General features: G+C 74.8%; 11 protein-coding genes. 5 read left to right on the plus strand and 6 right to left on the minus strand.

What is annotated here, in order from left to right:
• Positions 1 to 220: 220 nt before the first annotated feature.
• From MICAU_RS17440 to MICAU_RS17455, 4 genes are all read left to right on the plus strand, one after another.
• Positions 221 to 1255, plus strand: coding sequence for a helix-hairpin-helix domain-containing protein (locus MICAU_RS17440; RefSeq protein ID WP_013286656.1), 1035 nt, complete (start codon positions 221 to 223; stop codon positions 1253 to 1255).
• A 321-nt stretch (positions 1256 to 1576) separates the two neighbouring features.
• Positions 1577 to 2779: a low temperature requirement protein A gene (locus MICAU_RS17445; RefSeq protein ID WP_013286657.1), complete on the plus strand. Its 1203-nt coding sequence runs from the start codon at positions 1577 to 1579 to the stop codon at positions 2777 to 2779.
• Positions 2780 to 2887: 108 nt separating this feature from the next.
• Positions 2888 to 3094, plus strand: coding sequence for a hypothetical protein (locus MICAU_RS17450; protein WP_013286658.1), 207 nt, complete (start codon positions 2888 to 2890; stop codon positions 3092 to 3094).
• Positions 3095 to 3276: 182 nt separating this feature from the next.
• Positions 3277 to 4236: a TIGR03557 family F420-dependent LLM class oxidoreductase gene (locus MICAU_RS17455; protein ID WP_013286660.1), complete on the plus strand. Its 960-nt coding sequence runs from the start codon at positions 3277 to 3279 to the stop codon at positions 4234 to 4236.
• A 39-nt stretch (positions 4237 to 4275) separates the two neighbouring features.
• Here MICAU_RS17455 and MICAU_RS17460 read toward each other — a convergent pair whose 3' ends face one another.
• The 4 genes from MICAU_RS17460 to MICAU_RS17475 all read right to left on the minus strand — a co-directional run bounded on the left by MICAU_RS17460 (position 4276) and on the right by MICAU_RS17475 (position 10795).
• Complete coding sequence (locus MICAU_RS17460) at positions 4276 to 6372, minus strand: APC family permease (protein WP_013286661.1); 2097 nt, start codon at positions 6370 to 6372, stop codon at positions 4276 to 4278.
• A 63-nt stretch (positions 6373 to 6435) separates the two neighbouring features.
• On the minus strand, positions 6436 to 6900 hold the full coding sequence (locus MICAU_RS17465) for a hypothetical protein (RefSeq protein ID WP_013286662.1): 465 nt from the start codon (positions 6898 to 6900) through the stop codon (positions 6436 to 6438).
• Between the two features lie 69 nt (positions 6901 to 6969).
• Complete coding sequence (locus tag MICAU_RS17470; RefSeq protein WP_013286663.1) at positions 6970 to 7740, minus strand: DUF5995 family protein; 771 nt, start codon at positions 7738 to 7740, stop codon at positions 6970 to 6972.
• Between the two features lie 115 nt (positions 7741 to 7855).
• On the minus strand, positions 7856 to 10795 hold the full coding sequence (locus MICAU_RS17475) for a helix-turn-helix transcriptional regulator (protein ID WP_013286664.1): 2940 nt from the start codon (positions 10793 to 10795) through the stop codon (positions 7856 to 7858).
• A 189-nt stretch (positions 10796 to 10984) separates the two neighbouring features.
• Between MICAU_RS17475 and MICAU_RS17480 the strand changes: the two genes are divergently transcribed.
• Positions 10985 to 13120: an adenylate/guanylate cyclase domain-containing protein gene (locus MICAU_RS17480; RefSeq protein ID WP_013286665.1), complete on the plus strand. Its 2136-nt coding sequence runs from the start codon at positions 10985 to 10987 to the stop codon at positions 13118 to 13120.
• Positions 13121 to 13207: 87 nt separating this feature from the next.
• On the opposite strand, the gene paaI is transcribed toward MICAU_RS17480, so the two are convergent.
• Together paaI and paaK are read right to left on the minus strand one after the other, a co-directional pair.
• Complete coding sequence (gene paaI, locus MICAU_RS17485) at positions 13208 to 13615, minus strand: hydroxyphenylacetyl-CoA thioesterase PaaI (RefSeq protein WP_013286666.1); 408 nt, start codon at positions 13613 to 13615, stop codon at positions 13208 to 13210.
• Position 13616: 1 nt separating this feature from the next.
• Positions 13617 to 14924, minus strand: a complete 1308-nt coding sequence (paaK, locus tag MICAU_RS17490; protein WP_013286667.1) for a phenylacetate--CoA ligase PaaK — start codon at positions 14922 to 14924, stop codon at positions 13617 to 13619.
• Positions 14925 to 15026: the final 102 nt, after the last annotated feature.

Here is a 15026-nt window from a genome sequence, read left to right on the forward strand (position 1 = left end):
ACCACGCACGGCACCCAGGTTCCGGGGCGTCTCCCTGCTCCGCGAGGCCGCTCGATACCGGCCTCCGGCACACGCTCGGTCATGCTGCGGCCACCGGCCGACACCGCCGGTCCCACCGTCGTGGCCCGGCCCCGGGCTGCCTGTCGTGCGCCGCGCGCGTGTGCGAAGCTGCCCCGAGTCTTTCGCCACCGTCGTGCACGTACATAGAAGGAGGTTGGCCATGCCGTCGAGCTTCGGGCAGTGGCTGTTCGTGATACTGGCCCTGCTCATCGGATTCGGCGTCGGCTGGGTGGTCGTCGGCCGTCGCCGGTCCGGCGCCCCGGCGACGCCCACGGTGGAGACCGCACCCGAGGTGACCGCCACCGTCGACGAGCCGCGCCCGGTCGCTGTGGTCGACGAGCCCCCGGCGACCGCCACGGTGGCCGAGCAGCCCGCGCCCACCGAGACGGCGACCACCGAGCCGGCCGTCGCCACCGCCGCAAGTACCGCAGACGAGCCGGAGGCGTCGTCGGTCGTCGCCGAGCCGGTGTCCTCGCCGGTCGTGTCCGAGCCGGCCGAGGCCGAGCCGGTCGCCGTGGACCGTCCGGCGGACGAGCCGGTGCCGTCCTCCGCGTCGGTCGCTGCGGACGAGCCCGCCGCCCCGGCCTCCACCGATGTGGACGAGCCGGCCGCTTCTCCGGCGCTCGTCGCCGAGTCGGAGCCCTTCGCGGCGGAGCCGGAGCGCGCCCCCGTCGCCGTTCCGGCGCAGTCGACGCCCGCCGACGAGCCGGAGGTGCCGGCGACGACGTCGTCGGCCGATTCGGCTGCTGCCGAGGCGGTGCCCTCGCCGGTCGACGCCGCCACGACGGCCGAGACCGCCGAGCCGGTCGAGACCGCCGAGCCGGTCGAGACCGCCGAGCCGGTCGAGACCGCCGAGCCGGTGGAGACCGCCGAGCCCGTCGCCGCCGCACCGGCCGTGGTGCCCGCGCCGCGGGCCTCGGTCGAGAACGACGTGCCGGCGGACGTGGCCGGGGACGCGGCGGACGACTTCCGGCGGATCCAGGGCATCGGGCCGAAGCTGGCCGCCGCCCTCCAGGACGCCGGCATCCGCACCTACCGGCAGCTCGCCGAGCTGGACGAGGCCGCGCTGCGGCAGACCGTGAAGGCCGCCGGGCTGCGCGCCGCACCCGGGCTGGCCACCTGGCCGCAGCAGGCCAAGGTGCTGGCGGGTGCTCCCGCCGACGCCGACCGGGTGCTGCCGGCGAGCGCCGAGTAGACAGTCCTCCACATTCCGGGCCGGTGGTGACGATGGTCGCCACCGGCCCGGTGCCTTTCCCCACCCCGTCACCTCCCCGACCTCGCGGCCCGCCCCGCCAGTACGCCGAGGTGGTCGCATCAGCACCCCGCCGACCCCGCCACAACCCCGAACTGGCGGCCGCTCCACCAGCACCAGCACCCGACGTGGTGACATCGCCACCCCGTCACCCCCGCCCGGGCCGGTATGCCGGAAAAGTGACCGCGTGCGGGCGGGCATGACTACGGTCGGTGAAGGGCCGGGACGGCCCGCCGCGCGTACCGCCACCCGCAGGAGCATCTCGTGCCCACCGCAGCGCCGGAGCCCGCCGGCCGGCGACCGCCGGTCCGCGATCCGGAGGCGCCGCGCCGGGTCACGCTGCTCGAACTCTTCTTCGACCTGGTCTACGTGGTCGCGCTCGCGTTGATCTCGCGCAACCTGATCAGCTCCGTGTCCTGGGAACGGGCCGCCGAGTCCCTGGTCATGCTGATGGCGATCTGGTGGACCTGGGCGATCACCACGCTGGTCACGGACATCTACGACCCGCAGCGCACCGAGATCAAGCTGCTGATCGTGGCGGTGATGTTCGGCGCGCTGCTGATGACCACCGCCATCCCGGAGGCGTTCGGCACCCGAGGGCTGGTGTTCGCCGGCACGTACGTGGCGATCCATCTCGGACGCGGCCTGTTCCTCATGCCCGCCGTACGGCGGCACCCGCAGAGCAACCGCCGGGCCCTGCGCATCTTCGCCTGGTTCGCCGTGTCGGCGGTGCCCTGGCTGGTCGGCGCGCTGGCCGCGCACGGCACCGCCCGGTTGTGGTTCTGGGCCGGCGCCCTGGCCATCGACTACCTGGGGTTCCGTCTGGCGTACCCGGTGCCGGGTCTGGGCGCGGTGCCGGAGTCCCAGCGCAACGTGACCGCCGAGCACCTGTCCGAGCGGTACCAGCAGTTCTTCATCATCGCGCTCGGCGACGCCGTGCTGGTCGCCGGCACCGTGTTCAGCCTGCACCACTCCGAGGTGGAGAACCTGGCTGCGTTCGCCACCGCGTTCGCCACCACGCTGCTGCTCTGGCGCATCTACGTGCACAAGTCCGGTGAGCTGCTGCCGCACGCCATCGCCCGGGCGGCTCAGCCGAGCCGGTTCCTCAACACCGCGCCGTACACCCATCTGCTGATGGTGGCCGGGGTGGTGACCACCGCGGCGGGCTTCGACCTGGTCCTGCTGAAGCCGACCGGCCACACGCCGCCGGCCTGGCTGGCGGTGATCCTCGGCGGGCCGGCGCTGTTCCTGATCGGCCGGGGCGCCTTCGAGTACGAGGTGTTCAGCCGGGTGTCGGCGTCCCGGCCCGGCGGGATACTGGCACTGCTCACGATCGCCCCGGCCGGGTTGTTCCTCGCGCCGGTCTACGCCTCCGCCGGGGCGATGCTGGTGCTGGCCGGGGTCGCTTGCGCCGACTACCGCCGCAGCCAGGGCCGCCCGCCGGAGGAGCCGATGCCACCGCACTGAGGTAATCGGAATCGGCCGTGCCGGTACCTGTGCGCCGTTTGGCGGATCACCCGCACGGGGTACAAGGCCTCCACCTCGAATCCACCACGACCCCAGTGGAGGCAACTGATGCGCGGCACCTCGATAGTCGGCGTCCTGGTCGTCATCTGGCTCATCATCGGCGCCATCGCCGCCGGTCAGCGCGGCTACTACGGCAACGACGAAACCAACTGTGCGGAGGCGGGCACGATCCTGGTCACGATCGTGGCCGGCCCGCTGAACTACATCGGCGCCAACCCGAAGGTGGACTGCAAGCTCCCCGAGCCGTCGAAGTAGGCGGCCACCCCCGTAACTCCCCTTCCGGCCCGCGCCCGCCCGGCGAGCGCGGGCCGTTCCGTGCCCGCGGCGCGGACCGTCACCACGCCTGGGGCGTCCTAGGAGGCTGGGTTTCGCCTGGTTTGCCGCCGGAACCGGTGGGAACGGCAGCGGTTCGCCGACGACGGAACGGAGAACCGGGCATGCGGATCGGCTACAAGCTCGCCTCGGAGGCGTTCGGGCCCCAGGAACTCATCCGGCAGGCGGTCCGGGCCGAGGAGGCCGGTTTCGACTTCGTCGAGATGAGCGACCACTACCACCCCTGGCTGGAGGTGCAGGGGCACTCCTGCTTCACCTGGAGCGCGCTCGGCGCGATCGCCGCCCGCACCACCCGCATCGGCCTCGCCACCGGCGTCACCTGCCCGTCGGTCCGCTACCACCCGGCGATCGTCGCGCAGGCCGCCGCCACCATGGCGCTGATCTCCGACGGGCGGTTCACGCTCGGGGTGGGCGCCGGCGAGCGGCTCAACGAACACGTCGTCGGGCAGGGCTTCCCCAGTGTCCGGGGGCGGCACGAGCGGCTGCGCGAGGCGCTGGAGATCATCCGGCTGCTCTGGCAGGGCGGCTACCGCTCGTACGGCGGCCGGCACCTCCAACTGGAGGACGCCCGGATCTGGGACCTGCCCGAGCAGCCGCCGGTGATCGCCGTGGCCGCGAGTGGCCGGGAGTCGGCCGGTCTCGCGGCCGAGCTGGGCACCGGCCTGTTCGCCACCGAGCCGAAGTCGTCGATCGTCGACCAGTACCGCAACGCCGGCGGCCAGGGCCCGCGCTACGCCGAGGTGCCGATGGCCTGGGCCACCGACGAGGAGTCGGCGGTCCGTGCGGCCCGGGAGACCAGCCGCTGGGCGATCACCGGCTGGAAGGTGATGAGCGAGCTGCCCAACCCGGTGAACTTCGACGCCGCCACCGCCTGGGTCGAGGACCACCACATCCGGCAGCAGTTCTCCGTCGGCCCGGACGCCGCTCCGCACGTGGAGAAGGCGCGCACGTACGTCGAGGCCGGCTTCGACCACATCGTGCTCCAGAACGCCGGGCCGGACCCGGACGGCTTCCTGGACTTCTGCGCCCGCGACCTGCTCGCCCGCGTCCGCGCGCTCGGCTAGCGCTCCGCGCTCCCCCCGCGCTCGGCCGGCCCGCGCACCTCAGCCGCCGACGTGGATGCCGGGGCGGCGGGTCGGGTCCGGCTCGGACTTGCGGATGATCTCCCGCACCACCGGCGGGGTGTCGCCCCGGCCGAGGATGAGGTAGCGCAGCAGGTGCGCGATCGGGTTCCCCTCCGACCACTCGAAGTGGCAGTGCGGGCGCACCCCCGTCGCGTCCCGCAACGCCAGCAGGATCGCGGCTATCGCGTTCGGCGCGGCCGGGCTGCTGGTACGCAGGATCCGGTAGCCGCCGGACTCCACCCCGTGCACCCGCAGCACCTGGCTGAACTGGGACGGGTCGCTCACGTCGATCTCCAGGAACAGCACGTCGGCGGCGCCCGGCACCGGGTTCATCGACCGTTGCGCCCGTTCCTTGACCCGGTACTCCTTCACCGACCCGCTCTGCCGCTTGTTGGCGATCAGGTGCAGCCGCCCGTCCCGGGCCACCGACTCGTCGACGAAGCGACGGGCCGGCTCGTCGAACTCGATCCGCTCGGCGCGCAGCTCGGTGGTCCGGGTGACCCGGGAGATCAGCGACACCGCGACGATCCCGGCGATGAAGAACCCGGAGATGGTGATGCCGTCGGGCTTGGCCACCACGTTCTCCACCAGCGCGTACAGCAGCACGGCGGTGAGCAGCGCGAACCCGGCCGCGGCGGCACGGCTGCGGGCGCGCAGCGCCGCGATGGTCACCGCTATCGCGCCGGAGACCATCATCGCGAGGATGCCCGTGGCGTACGCGCCGGCCTGGGCGTTCACGTCGGCGGAGAAGGCGATCGTGATGGCGATGCTGATCGCGGTGTAGACCAGCACCACCGGGCGCACCGCCCTCCCCCACTCCGGCGCCATGCCGTACGACGGCAGGTAGCGCGGCACGATGTTGATCAGACCGGCCATCGCCGACGCGCCGGCGAACCAGAGGATGAGCACGCTGCTGATGTCGTAGACGGTGCCGAACGCCTCGCCGAGGTGCTCGTGCGCGAGGAACGCCAGCGCCCGGCCGTTGGCCGGCCCGCCGGGGTCGAACGCCTCGGGCGGGATCAGCACGGTGGTCACGAACGTGGTGGCGATCAGGTAGACCGACATGATCAGCGCGGCGGCGGTGAGCAGCCGGCGGGTGTTGCGGATCCGGGCGTCCAGCCGCCGTTGCGCGTCCTCGCCCTCGCCGCGCACCAGCGGCATCATGCTCACCCCGGTCTCGAACCCGGACAGGCCGAGCACCAGCAGCGGGAACGCCAGCACGCTCGTGGCCACGACGTCGCCGGGCCCGCCGGTGTCGGCCAGCCGGCCGGTCCAGTCGCCGAGCAGGCCCGGGTCGGCGACGACCTCGGCCACCCCGGCGACCACCACCACCGCGTTCAACGCCAGGAACGCCGCCACCAGCGGGATGGCGACCTGCACGGCCTCGCTGAACCCGAGCAGGAACACGCCGCCGAGCACGAGCAGCAGCGCCACGGTGACCAGCACCGCCGCGGTGCCACCGTGCGGGAACGACGCGGGCAGCACCGGGTTCTCCAGCAGGTGCACGCTGGCGTCGGCGGCGGAGAGCGTGATCGTGATGATCCACGAGGTGGCGACGAAGCCGAGCAGCACCAGCACGAAGACCTTGCCGCGCCAGAACGGCAGCAGCCGCTCCAGCATCGCCACCGAGCCCTGCCCGTGCGGGCTCTCCCGGGCCACCCGGCGGTACATCGGCAGCATCCCGAACAGGGTGAGCGCCACGATCAGCAGCGTGGCCAGCGGGCTGAGCGCGCCGGCCGCCACGGCGGCGATGCCGGGCAGGTATGACAGCGTGGAGAAGTAGTCGACGCCGGTCAGGCACATCACCTGCCACCACGGGTGGGACCGGGTCTGGTGCTCGCGGACCTCCGGGCCGACCGGCTCGACCCGGTGCGCGAACAACCACCGGTGCAGCCGGCCCGCCGGCGGCGCCGGCCGCGTCGGGGCCGCCACCCGTTCGGGCAGCTCCGGCACGGTACGGCCGGACCGCTCGGCGTGGTCGCCGTGCCGCCCGGCCCGGGCCGCCGCGGCCGCGTGCGCCTCCCGGCGCCGCTCCCGCGTACGCCTGGGCTGCTCCGCGTCCCCCGCCTGCCCCATCTGCTCCCCTTCGTCCCTATGAAGACGGTAGGGGTTGTCCCGGCCGCGACCCGGCCGAACCGGTCAAAGATCCGGTCCGCGGGCCACCGCGTCGCGCACCGCCGCCGGGTCGGCCACTGTCACGGTGACCGCCGGGTGCCGCAGCCACGGGCCGGGGGCCAGCCCCGGCACCGGCTCGGCGAAGCGCAGGCAGACGCCCCCGGCCACGCTCGCGCCAAAGGTCACCCCGCCGTCGGCCGCCGACAGGTGCGGGCCGATCGCCCGCCACCAGCGGTACGGCCCGCTCAGCTCGGCGCCGGTCACGTTGCCCGGCGTGGTGCGCAGCAGCCACGGCCCGAACCGGACCACGAGCGCGTCCGGACCCCAGTCGAGCCAGGCTGTGGCAGGCCGTACCCCGAGCAACGCCAGCGGCAGCCGGAACGCCGGGTCGAAGCGGAACGGGAAGCGGCGGACCGGGCCCGGCGGGAGCGCCCCGGGGCCGGCCGGTTCGTCTCGCGGCACGGCGACGACGTACCCGGTGCGGCGCACTCGACACCCGCGGGCGGCGTTCCCGCGTCCCGCGCCCGGACGGCGGGACGCGGGAACCCCCCGTCCCGGCTACTGCAGGAACGCCCCGAGGGGTGACAGCAGCAGCCGGCCGAGCAGCGCGGCGTTGTCGTCCAGCCGCGTCCGCTCACACTCGCGGGCGTCCGGGTCGTGCCGGCAGCGCCAGATCTTCTGCGCGTTGCGCCAGGCCACGTTCCGGGTGTACTCCACCAGTTCGCCCTGGTACCAGTCGTCGATGTCGCCGTTGACCATGTCGATCATGAGTTGCCAGTTGTCCAGGTAGCCGCGGCGCAGCTCCGGGATCCGCTCGGCGAAGATCTTGTTGATCTCCAGGTAGTCGCGGTGCTGGTCGCTGCCGTCGATCGGCTCGGACTCCAGGCTGTCGAACGTGGTCACCAGCGCGAACGGCAGGTCGTAGTTGATGTGCGCGTTGACGCCCGCGGCGGCCGACGGCAGCGGCCGGGCGTCCGGGCCGCGCATCCGCTTGAACAGGCACGACCACGCCTTCGGGGTGCTCGGGCTGGAGTCGGTCCAGAACCGCAGCGCCTCGAAGTAGCGGGCCGCGAACTCCACGTCCAGCCGGGCCAGGAACGCCGGGTCGCAGAACCGGTCGTCGTACAGGCCGTCGAGCACGGTGCTGGTGATGACCAGGTAGAGCTTGTTGAAGTCGGCGAGCGGGCAGCTCTCCTCCAGCGGCGGCAGCCGGACCAGCAGATCCTGAAGCTTGGTCAGATGGTCCACGACCGCCGGTACGTCGGCGGGGTGGTCGGCCAGCAGCCCGACGATGTCCTGGTGCACAGGACCCCAGACCGGTTCGGTCATCTCTCCTCCACAACGGCCGGCGCCCCCACGACGCCACCACCCCTGTTCCGCGGGACAGCCTGCCAGCCGCCGTCCACACCGCGGATCCGTCGAACGACGTATTGCCGGCGTACGCCTACTCCGCGCCGTTGCGCAGGAAGATGGCGCTGGCCTGCACGCGCGTGCGGACCTGGAGCTTGTCGAAGATGTGCGAGACGTGGACGCCGATGGTCCGCTCGCTGATGAACAGCCGCTGGCCGATCTCCCGGTTGGTCAGCCCCTCCGCGACCGCGGCGAGCACCTCCCGCTCCCGCGCGGTGAGCGTCGCCAGCTCGTCCACCGCCGGCCCGGCGGGCGCCGCCGCCCGCTGCCGGGGCACCGGCGCGGGATCCGGCGCGGCGTCCAGGGTCACCCGGGCCCGCGAGGCGATGGTACGGATCTCCGCGGTCAGCGGCACCGCGCCGAGCGACTGGGCCATCGCGTACGCCCGGTGCAGCAGCTTGCCCGCGGTGGCCACCCGGCTGCGGCGGGCCAGCAGCGCCTCGGCCTGCCGCAACCGGGAGTACGCGGCCGGGTAGGGGTGGTTGCGCCGGTCCCACTCGAGCGCGGAGCGCTCCCACAGCGCGGGGTCGCCCCGGCCGTCGTCGAGCCGGCTCAGCTCGGCGTCGCAGAGCGCGAGGAACCCCTCCGCGACGTAGCGCACCGGTGCGCCCGCCTTGGCACTCTTGCCGGTCACCCGGTCGACCACCTCGCGCAGCCGGCGTACCGCGTTCGGGTCCACCTCGATCGTGCGGCTGGCCGCCGCCTCGGCCTCCGCGCGCAGTCCGTGCCAGGCCAGCGTGGCCAGCACGATCACGTCGTCGGAACGGCTCTCGGTCAGGCCCCGCTGCACCGCCTGCCGGGCCAGGTCGTGCCGGCCCTGCCACATGGCCAGGCCGGCCCGCAGGATGAGCATCGGCAGCACGTGCCGGGCGCCGCCGCCGGCCAGCACCGTCGCGACCGCCTCCAGATCGCGGTCGGACGCCTCGACGTCGCCGTACCCGACGGAGAGCCGGCACCGGGCCAGCAGCAGCTCGACCGCGTCGGCCCCGGACGGGCGGTGCCGCAGCGCGGCGGCGACGACCTTCTCCGCCTCGGCCCACTGCCCCACCCGGAACAGCCCGTTCGTCGCCACCGCCAGCAGCCGGGTCTCCCAGGTGCGGCCGAGCCCCAGCTCGGCGACCCGGTCGGCGCCCCGGCGGGCCACCACCACACCCTCCTCGAGGATGTTCAGCGGCCCGGTGAGCAGCTCGGCCAGGTGCAGGTACGCGCACGCCACGTCCTCCGGCCGGCCGGACCGCTCGGCGGTGTCCAGCGCCTGGCGCATCACCGCCAGCCCGGCGGCCGGATCCTCCAGGAACGCCTCGCTGAAGCCGAGCGCGGCGCTGGCCATCACCACCTCGGAGGTGGTGCCGGGAACGTCGGCGGCGAGCGCGAGGGCCTCCCGGGCCTGGTCGCCGGCCTCGGCGTAGCGGCCCAGGTGCAGCAGCAGCTCGGCCAGCCGGGCGGCGGCGGTGCACCGCTCCCGCGGCGTGCAGTCGGGCGAGTCCAGCACCCGCCGGTACTCCTGCTCGGCGGGGGCCGACCGGCCGGCCGCGGCCAGGTAGCGGGCCCGGCGGATGCGCAGCGCGCAGACCGGCGGGCCGGACGGGTCGTCGGCCAGCTCCTCCAGCAGCGTCAGGGCGCGGGCGTGCTCCCCGCTGTGGTGCGCGGCCTCGGCGGCGTGGCTGAGCAGCTCGGCCCGATCCACCTCGACCGGCTCGGGCCGCGCCCCGTCGGGCAGCACGGCGGCCGGCTCGGTGGCCAGGGTCAGCGCGGCGGACCAGTGGCGGTGCGCCTCGGCGTACCCGTGCAGCCGTTCCGCCTCCCGGGCGGCGGCCATCGCGGCGGGCAGTGCCCGGGCCGGCTCGCCCGCGTGCCGCCAGTGATGGGCCAGCCGTGCCTGGTGCAGCTCGGCCGGTACGGCGGTGAGCGCCTCGGCGTAGCGGCGGTGCAGTGCGGCCCGCTCGGCGGGCAACAGCTCGTGGGCCAGGACCTCGGCGACCAGCCGGTGCCGCAGCCGGTAACCGTCGTCGGCGCCGACCAGCAGGCGGTGCGCGACCGCCTCGCGGACCGCGTCGAGCAGCTCCTCCTCGGGCAGCCGCACCACCTGGGCCAGCAGCCAGTGCTCGACCGGCTCGACGCCGACCGCCACCGCGTGCACCACCGCGTGCGCCGGCTGGGGCAGCGCGTCGACCCGGTCGAGGAACACCTCGCGCAGCGTGTCGGAGAGGCCGTCGCGGCCGTCGCGCCGGTCGCGGGCCAGTTCCTCCACCACGAACGGGTTGCCGCCGCTGCGCTGCCAGAGCTGGTCGGCGGCCTCCGGCGGCAGCGGCGCGCCGACCACGGCGGCGGCCAGTTCGTCGGTGGCGGACCGGTCCAGCGGCAGCAGGTCGATCACCCGCACCGAGCGTAGCCGGCGCAGCTCGGTGAGCACCCGGCGCAGCGGGTGCGCGCCGCGCAGCGACTCGGCCCGGATCGCGGCCAGCACGGAGAGCTGGAGGTCGCCGAGGCCGGCCAGCAGATAGAGCAGGAGCTGCCGGGTGCTGCGGTCGACCCACTGTAGATCGTCGAGGACGAGCACCAGCGGCCGTCCACCGGCCACCACGTGCAGGCCCTGGGCGACGCGTTCCAGCAGCGCGCCGGCGCCGTCCGGGCCGGGGGTCTCCTCGTCGAAGACCTGCAACACCCCGCGGATCGCCGACGTGGTGCGCGCCTGCGCCTGCTCGGCGTCGAGCCGGCGCAGCGCCTGCCGTACCGGGTGCAGCGGCGAGGCGTCTCCGATGTCGAGGCAGGTGCCGGTGAGCACCAGGGCGCCGGTCTGCCGCAGTTGCTCTCCGACCTCGGTCAGCAGGCGGGTCTTGCCCACCCCGCTCTCTCCGGTGAGGAACACCGCGCCGGTCTGCCCGGGCCGTAGGTCGTCGAAGAGCGCCGACCGCAGCGTCGCCATGGTCCCGGTACGGCCGACGAGCGGTGCCGTGTCCACGTCGCTGGCCATGGGACGCAGCCTAGTCACAGGTCCCCGCACCGTTCTACGGCCTCGGGGCCGGACTCGTACCTCTCGCGTCGACTACACGACTAATGGTTGCGGGTGCCCGACATACGTCGTCCTACAGATCCCCCGACAACCCGGTGGTGAAAGTCTGCTGAGGTCGTCGGGCACCACGATCGGGAAAGGGTGGGTGCGATGTTGATCACCACGCCCGCAGGGAGTCGGGAAGCCGTCATCGCGGCGTGCCGGCCGGTGCCCGAGGAACGACGTACCGTCACCGTCCTCTTCGTCGACATCGTCGGCTCGACCCGTCTGGTCGAGCGGCTCGACCCGGAGGACGTACGCGCGTTGCAGCGCGCCTACTTCGGCACCGTCGCCTCGGTGCTGCGCCGCTGGCGGGGCGTGGTGGAGAAGTACGTCGGCGACGCGGTGATGGCGCTGTTCGGCACGTCCGGATCGGACGGTCTCGACGCGTACCGGGCGGTGCGGGCCGGGCTGGACATCCAGGCCGCGCTGGAGCGGCGGCGACCGGCCGGCATCCGGCTGCGCGTGCGGGTCGGCGTGGCGACCGGCGAGGTGCTGCTGGACCTGGCCGGGGTCCACGACGGCGGCCACGGCGCGGCCAGCGGCGCGGTGATCACCACGGCGGCCCGCCTCCAGGAGCACGCGCCGCCCGGCGGGGTCGTGGTCTGCCCGGTCACCCGCACCGCGGTGGCGGGGCTGGTCGAACAGCGTCCACTCGCCACCCTGACGCTGGCCGGCAAGGCCCTGCCGCTGGATGTGTGGCGGGTGACCGGGGCGGCCGGGAGCAGACCGGCCCGGCACCGCGTCCCGCTGGTGGGCCGCCGCCGGGAACTGGCCGGCGCGGCCGACGAGGTGACCCGGGCACTGCGCGAGCGCCGTCCCCGGTGGATCTCGCTGGTCGGGCCGCCGGGCAGCGGCCGCAGCCGGCTGCTGCACGAGGTGACCCGCGCCGTGTCGCACGTGGACGGTGTGCCGGTGCGCCGGCGGGTGACGGCCTGCCCGCCGTACCCGTGCGGGGAACTGGCGCCGCTGGCCGACCTGGTCCGTCCCCGGCCGGACGGCTCGGTCGCGGACGGCCCCGTCGCGGACGGCCCGGGCAGCGGCGCGCTCGCGGCGTTCCTCGCCGCGCCGGACGACGACACGGTGGCGGCCCGCGCCGTGGTCGCCTGCCGCGAGGCGCTGCTCGGCCTGGCCGCCGACGCACCGGTGGTGGTCGCGGTGGACGACCTGGACCGGGCCGCCCCGGCGCTGCGCCGGTTCCTGCACCAGCTCCACGTGGCCGCGGGTGAGCGGGGACTTCCCCTGGCGGTGGTCACCACGTGCGGCTCCGGCTCGGCCGACCCGCTGCCCACCCCGGCGCGGCGGATCCCGGTGGAGCCGCTGGGCCCGCTGGACACCGGGCGCCTGCTGCGGCACCTGCTCGACCGGGCCGGGCGGCCGGCCGCGCTCGCCGCGCGGCTGGTCGCGCTGGTCGGCGGCAGTCCGGCGGTCGCGACCGCGTACGCGTCCGCGGACCCGGCCGGCGAGCCGGGTGGCGTACCGGCCGCCGCGCGCCGCCTGGTGGACGCCCGGCTGGACCGGCTCGACGGTACGCACCGGGCGGTGCTGCTGGCCGGCGCCGCCCGGAGTGGCCCGGTCGTGGCCGCCTCGGTGGAGGCGATGCTCGGCTGGCCCGCCGGCCGGGCCGAGCCGGTGCTGCGGGCCCTGGCCGCCGCTGGGCTGATCCGCCGGGTCACGACGGACGGCTGGGCGGTTGACGCGCTGGTGGCGCGGGTGGCCGCGATGCGGCTGTCCCGTGCGGTACGCGCGGACTTCGCCCGCCGCCTGCGCGCCGCGAAGGACACCGCTGCCGGCCGTGTGCCGGCAGCGGGAACCGGCGTCCCGTCCCGGGGCGCCGGCGAGCGGGAGGTCTGCCCGCTCGGGGCGGGACGGTCGCGCCGGTCGGGTGGAGGGGCCCGACCGGCGCCCGTCCCGCCGGACCGGCCGGACGGGTCCGACGCGCTGTGTCCGGTGCCCGGGCAGCCGGGCCGGTCCGGCGCGCTCCGGGCGGTGCCCGCACGGCCGGGGCAGCCGGTGCGCGCCGGACCGGCGACGGGCGGCGCGACGGGGACCGTCGCGGATGCCGCGGAGTGGTCCCGGTGGTGGAACGGCCCGGCGTCCGCGGTCACGGCGTGGCCCGGTCAGCGGACCGATCCGTCACCAGCGGTCCCGGCACGGCAGGAGCGGCGGACCGGTCCGCCCGGGCGGGTGGGCCGGAACCGGCGAAGAACCGGGTCCGGCGGGCAGGCGCTCGGGCTGGCCGCATGACGTCCGGGTCGGAGCGGGCACGGGGCCACTCCGGCCCGGACGTCACCCGGCACGCAGGTGTGCGGGCGCGGGCCGGCGGGCCGGCGATCAGTCGCGGGCGATGGTGCGGCTGCGGCCCCGGAACTCGGCCACCACCTCGTCCCCGCGTCGCACGCTCACGTCGTAGATCCCGCTGCGGCCGTGCCGGACCCGCTCGGTGGCGTACGCCTCCAGCAGGTCGCCCTCGCGTACCGGGCGCAGGAAGCTGATCTCGCCGCCGGCCGCCACCGTGGCCGGGCCGTGGCTGTTGCACGCCAGCGCGAACGCGGTGTCGGCGAGCAGGAACACGAAGCCGCCGTGCCCGATCGCGTGCCCGTTGAGCATCGACGGGGTGACCCGCATCCGAGCGACCGCCGCGCCGTCGCCGGCCGAGACGAGTTCGATGCCGAGCCCCTTGGACGCCACGTCGGCGTCGAACATGTCGTGCGCCGCGGTACGGCCGCCGTCACCGCTCATCTCAGGACTCCCGCCGCTGGTCGACGATGCGGCGCATCTTGCCCATCGAGCGTTCCACCCCGTCCGGCTCGATGACCCGTACCGCCACTGACACCCCGATGGTGTTCTTGACCTGCTCGACCAGCGTCGCGCCGGCCCGCTCGGCCTCGTCGGCGGCGGCGCCCGCGCGTCGCTCCACGTGCACGGTGAGCGTGTCGAGCCGGCCCCGCCGGTCGAGCACGCACTGGAAGTGCGGCGACAGGGCCGGGGTACGCAGGATCAGCTCCTCGATCTGGGTCGGGAAGACGTTCACTCCCCGGACGATCATCATGTCGTCGGTACGCCCGGTGATCTTCTCGATCCGCCGCATCGGACGGGCGGTGCCGGGCAGCAGCCGGGTCAGGTCGCGGGTGCGGTAGCGGACCACCGGCATGGCCTCCTTGGTCAGCGAGGTCAGCACCAGCTCACCCCGCTCCCCGTCGGGCAGCACCTCCCCGCTGACCGGGTCGATGATCTCCGGATAGAAGTGGTCCTCCCACAGGTGCAGGCCGTCCTTGGTCTCCACGCACTCGACCGCCACACCCGGGCCCATCACCTCGGACAGGCCGTAGATGTCGAGCGCGTGCATGTCCAGGCGCTGCTCCAGCTCGCGGCGCATGTCCTCGGTCCACGGCTCGGCGCCGAAGACACCGACACGCAGCGAGGTGGCGCGCGGGTCGACGCCCTGACGTTCCATCTCGTCCACGATGGCGAGCATGTAGCTGGGGGTCACCATGATGACCTCCGGCTCCAGGTCGCGGATCAGCATGACCTGGCGCTCGGTCATGCCGCCGGACACCGGGACGACGGTGCAGCCCAGTTCCTCGGCGCCGTAGTGCGCGCCGAGACCGCCGGTGAACAGCCCGTAGCCGTACGCGACGTGCACCCGGTCGCCGCGGCGGCCCCCGGCAGCCCGGATCGAGCGGGCCATGAGCTTCGCCCAGGTGTCCAGGTCGGCGCGGGTGTAGCCGACCACTGTGGGACGGCCGGTGGTGCCGGAGGAGGCGTGCAGCCGGGCGACACGCTCGCGGGGCACCGCGAACATGCCGAACGGGTAGTTCTCGCGCAGCTCCGCCTTCGCGGTGAACGGGAAGCGGGCCAGGTCGGCCAGCTCACGCAGGTCGCCGGGGTGGGCGCCGAGGGCGTCGAACGCGCGCCGGTAGTGGGGCACGTTGTCGTACGCGTGCCGCAGCGAGTGCCGCAGCCGGTCCAGTTGCAGCGCGCGCAGCTCGTCGACACCGATCCGCTCGACGGGATCCAGCTCGTCCGGACGGGGCGTGCGCTCCTCCACGGTGACCTCCTGGCACGACGGGCCCCGGACGCCGCGCGCCGGGCGCTGCCGCCCACCGTACGCCCGCCTCCCCCTCCCCCGCTCTCTCCCCCGCGATCTTGC

The sequence above is a fragment of the Micromonospora aurantiaca ATCC 27029 genome, from assembly GCF_000145235.1.
GTDB classification, from domain to species: Bacteria; Actinomycetota; Actinomycetes; order Mycobacteriales; family Micromonosporaceae; genus Micromonospora; species Micromonospora aurantiaca.

Coding starts and splice junctions, on each gene's coding strand:
- MICAU_RS17440 (WP_013286656.1), top strand. CDS start 221: ATGCCGTCGAGCTTCGGGCAGTGGCTGTTCGTGATACTGGCCCTGCTC.
- MICAU_RS17450 (WP_013286658.1), top strand. CDS start 2,888: ATGCGCGGCACCTCGATAGTCGGCGTCCTGGTCGTCATCTGGCTCATC.
- MICAU_RS17455 (WP_013286660.1), top strand. CDS start 3,277: ATGCGGATCGGCTACAAGCTCGCCTCGGAGGCGTTCGGGCCCCAGGAA.
- MICAU_RS17460 (WP_013286661.1), bottom strand. CDS start 6,372: ATGGGGCAGGCGGGGGACGCGGAGCAGCCCAGGCGTACGCGGGAGCGG.
- MICAU_RS17470 (WP_013286663.1), bottom strand. CDS start 7,740: ATGACCGAACCGGTCTGGGGTCCTGTGCACCAGGACATCGTCGGGCTG.
- MICAU_RS17475 (WP_013286664.1), bottom strand. CDS start 10,795: ATGGCCAGCGACGTGGACACGGCACCGCTCGTCGGCCGTACCGGGACC.
- MICAU_RS17480 (WP_013286665.1), top strand. CDS start 10,985: ATGTTGATCACCACGCCCGCAGGGAGTCGGGAAGCCGTCATCGCGGCG.
- paaI (WP_013286666.1), bottom strand. CDS start 13,615: ATGAGCGGTGACGGCGGCCGTACCGCGGCGCACGACATGTTCGACGCC.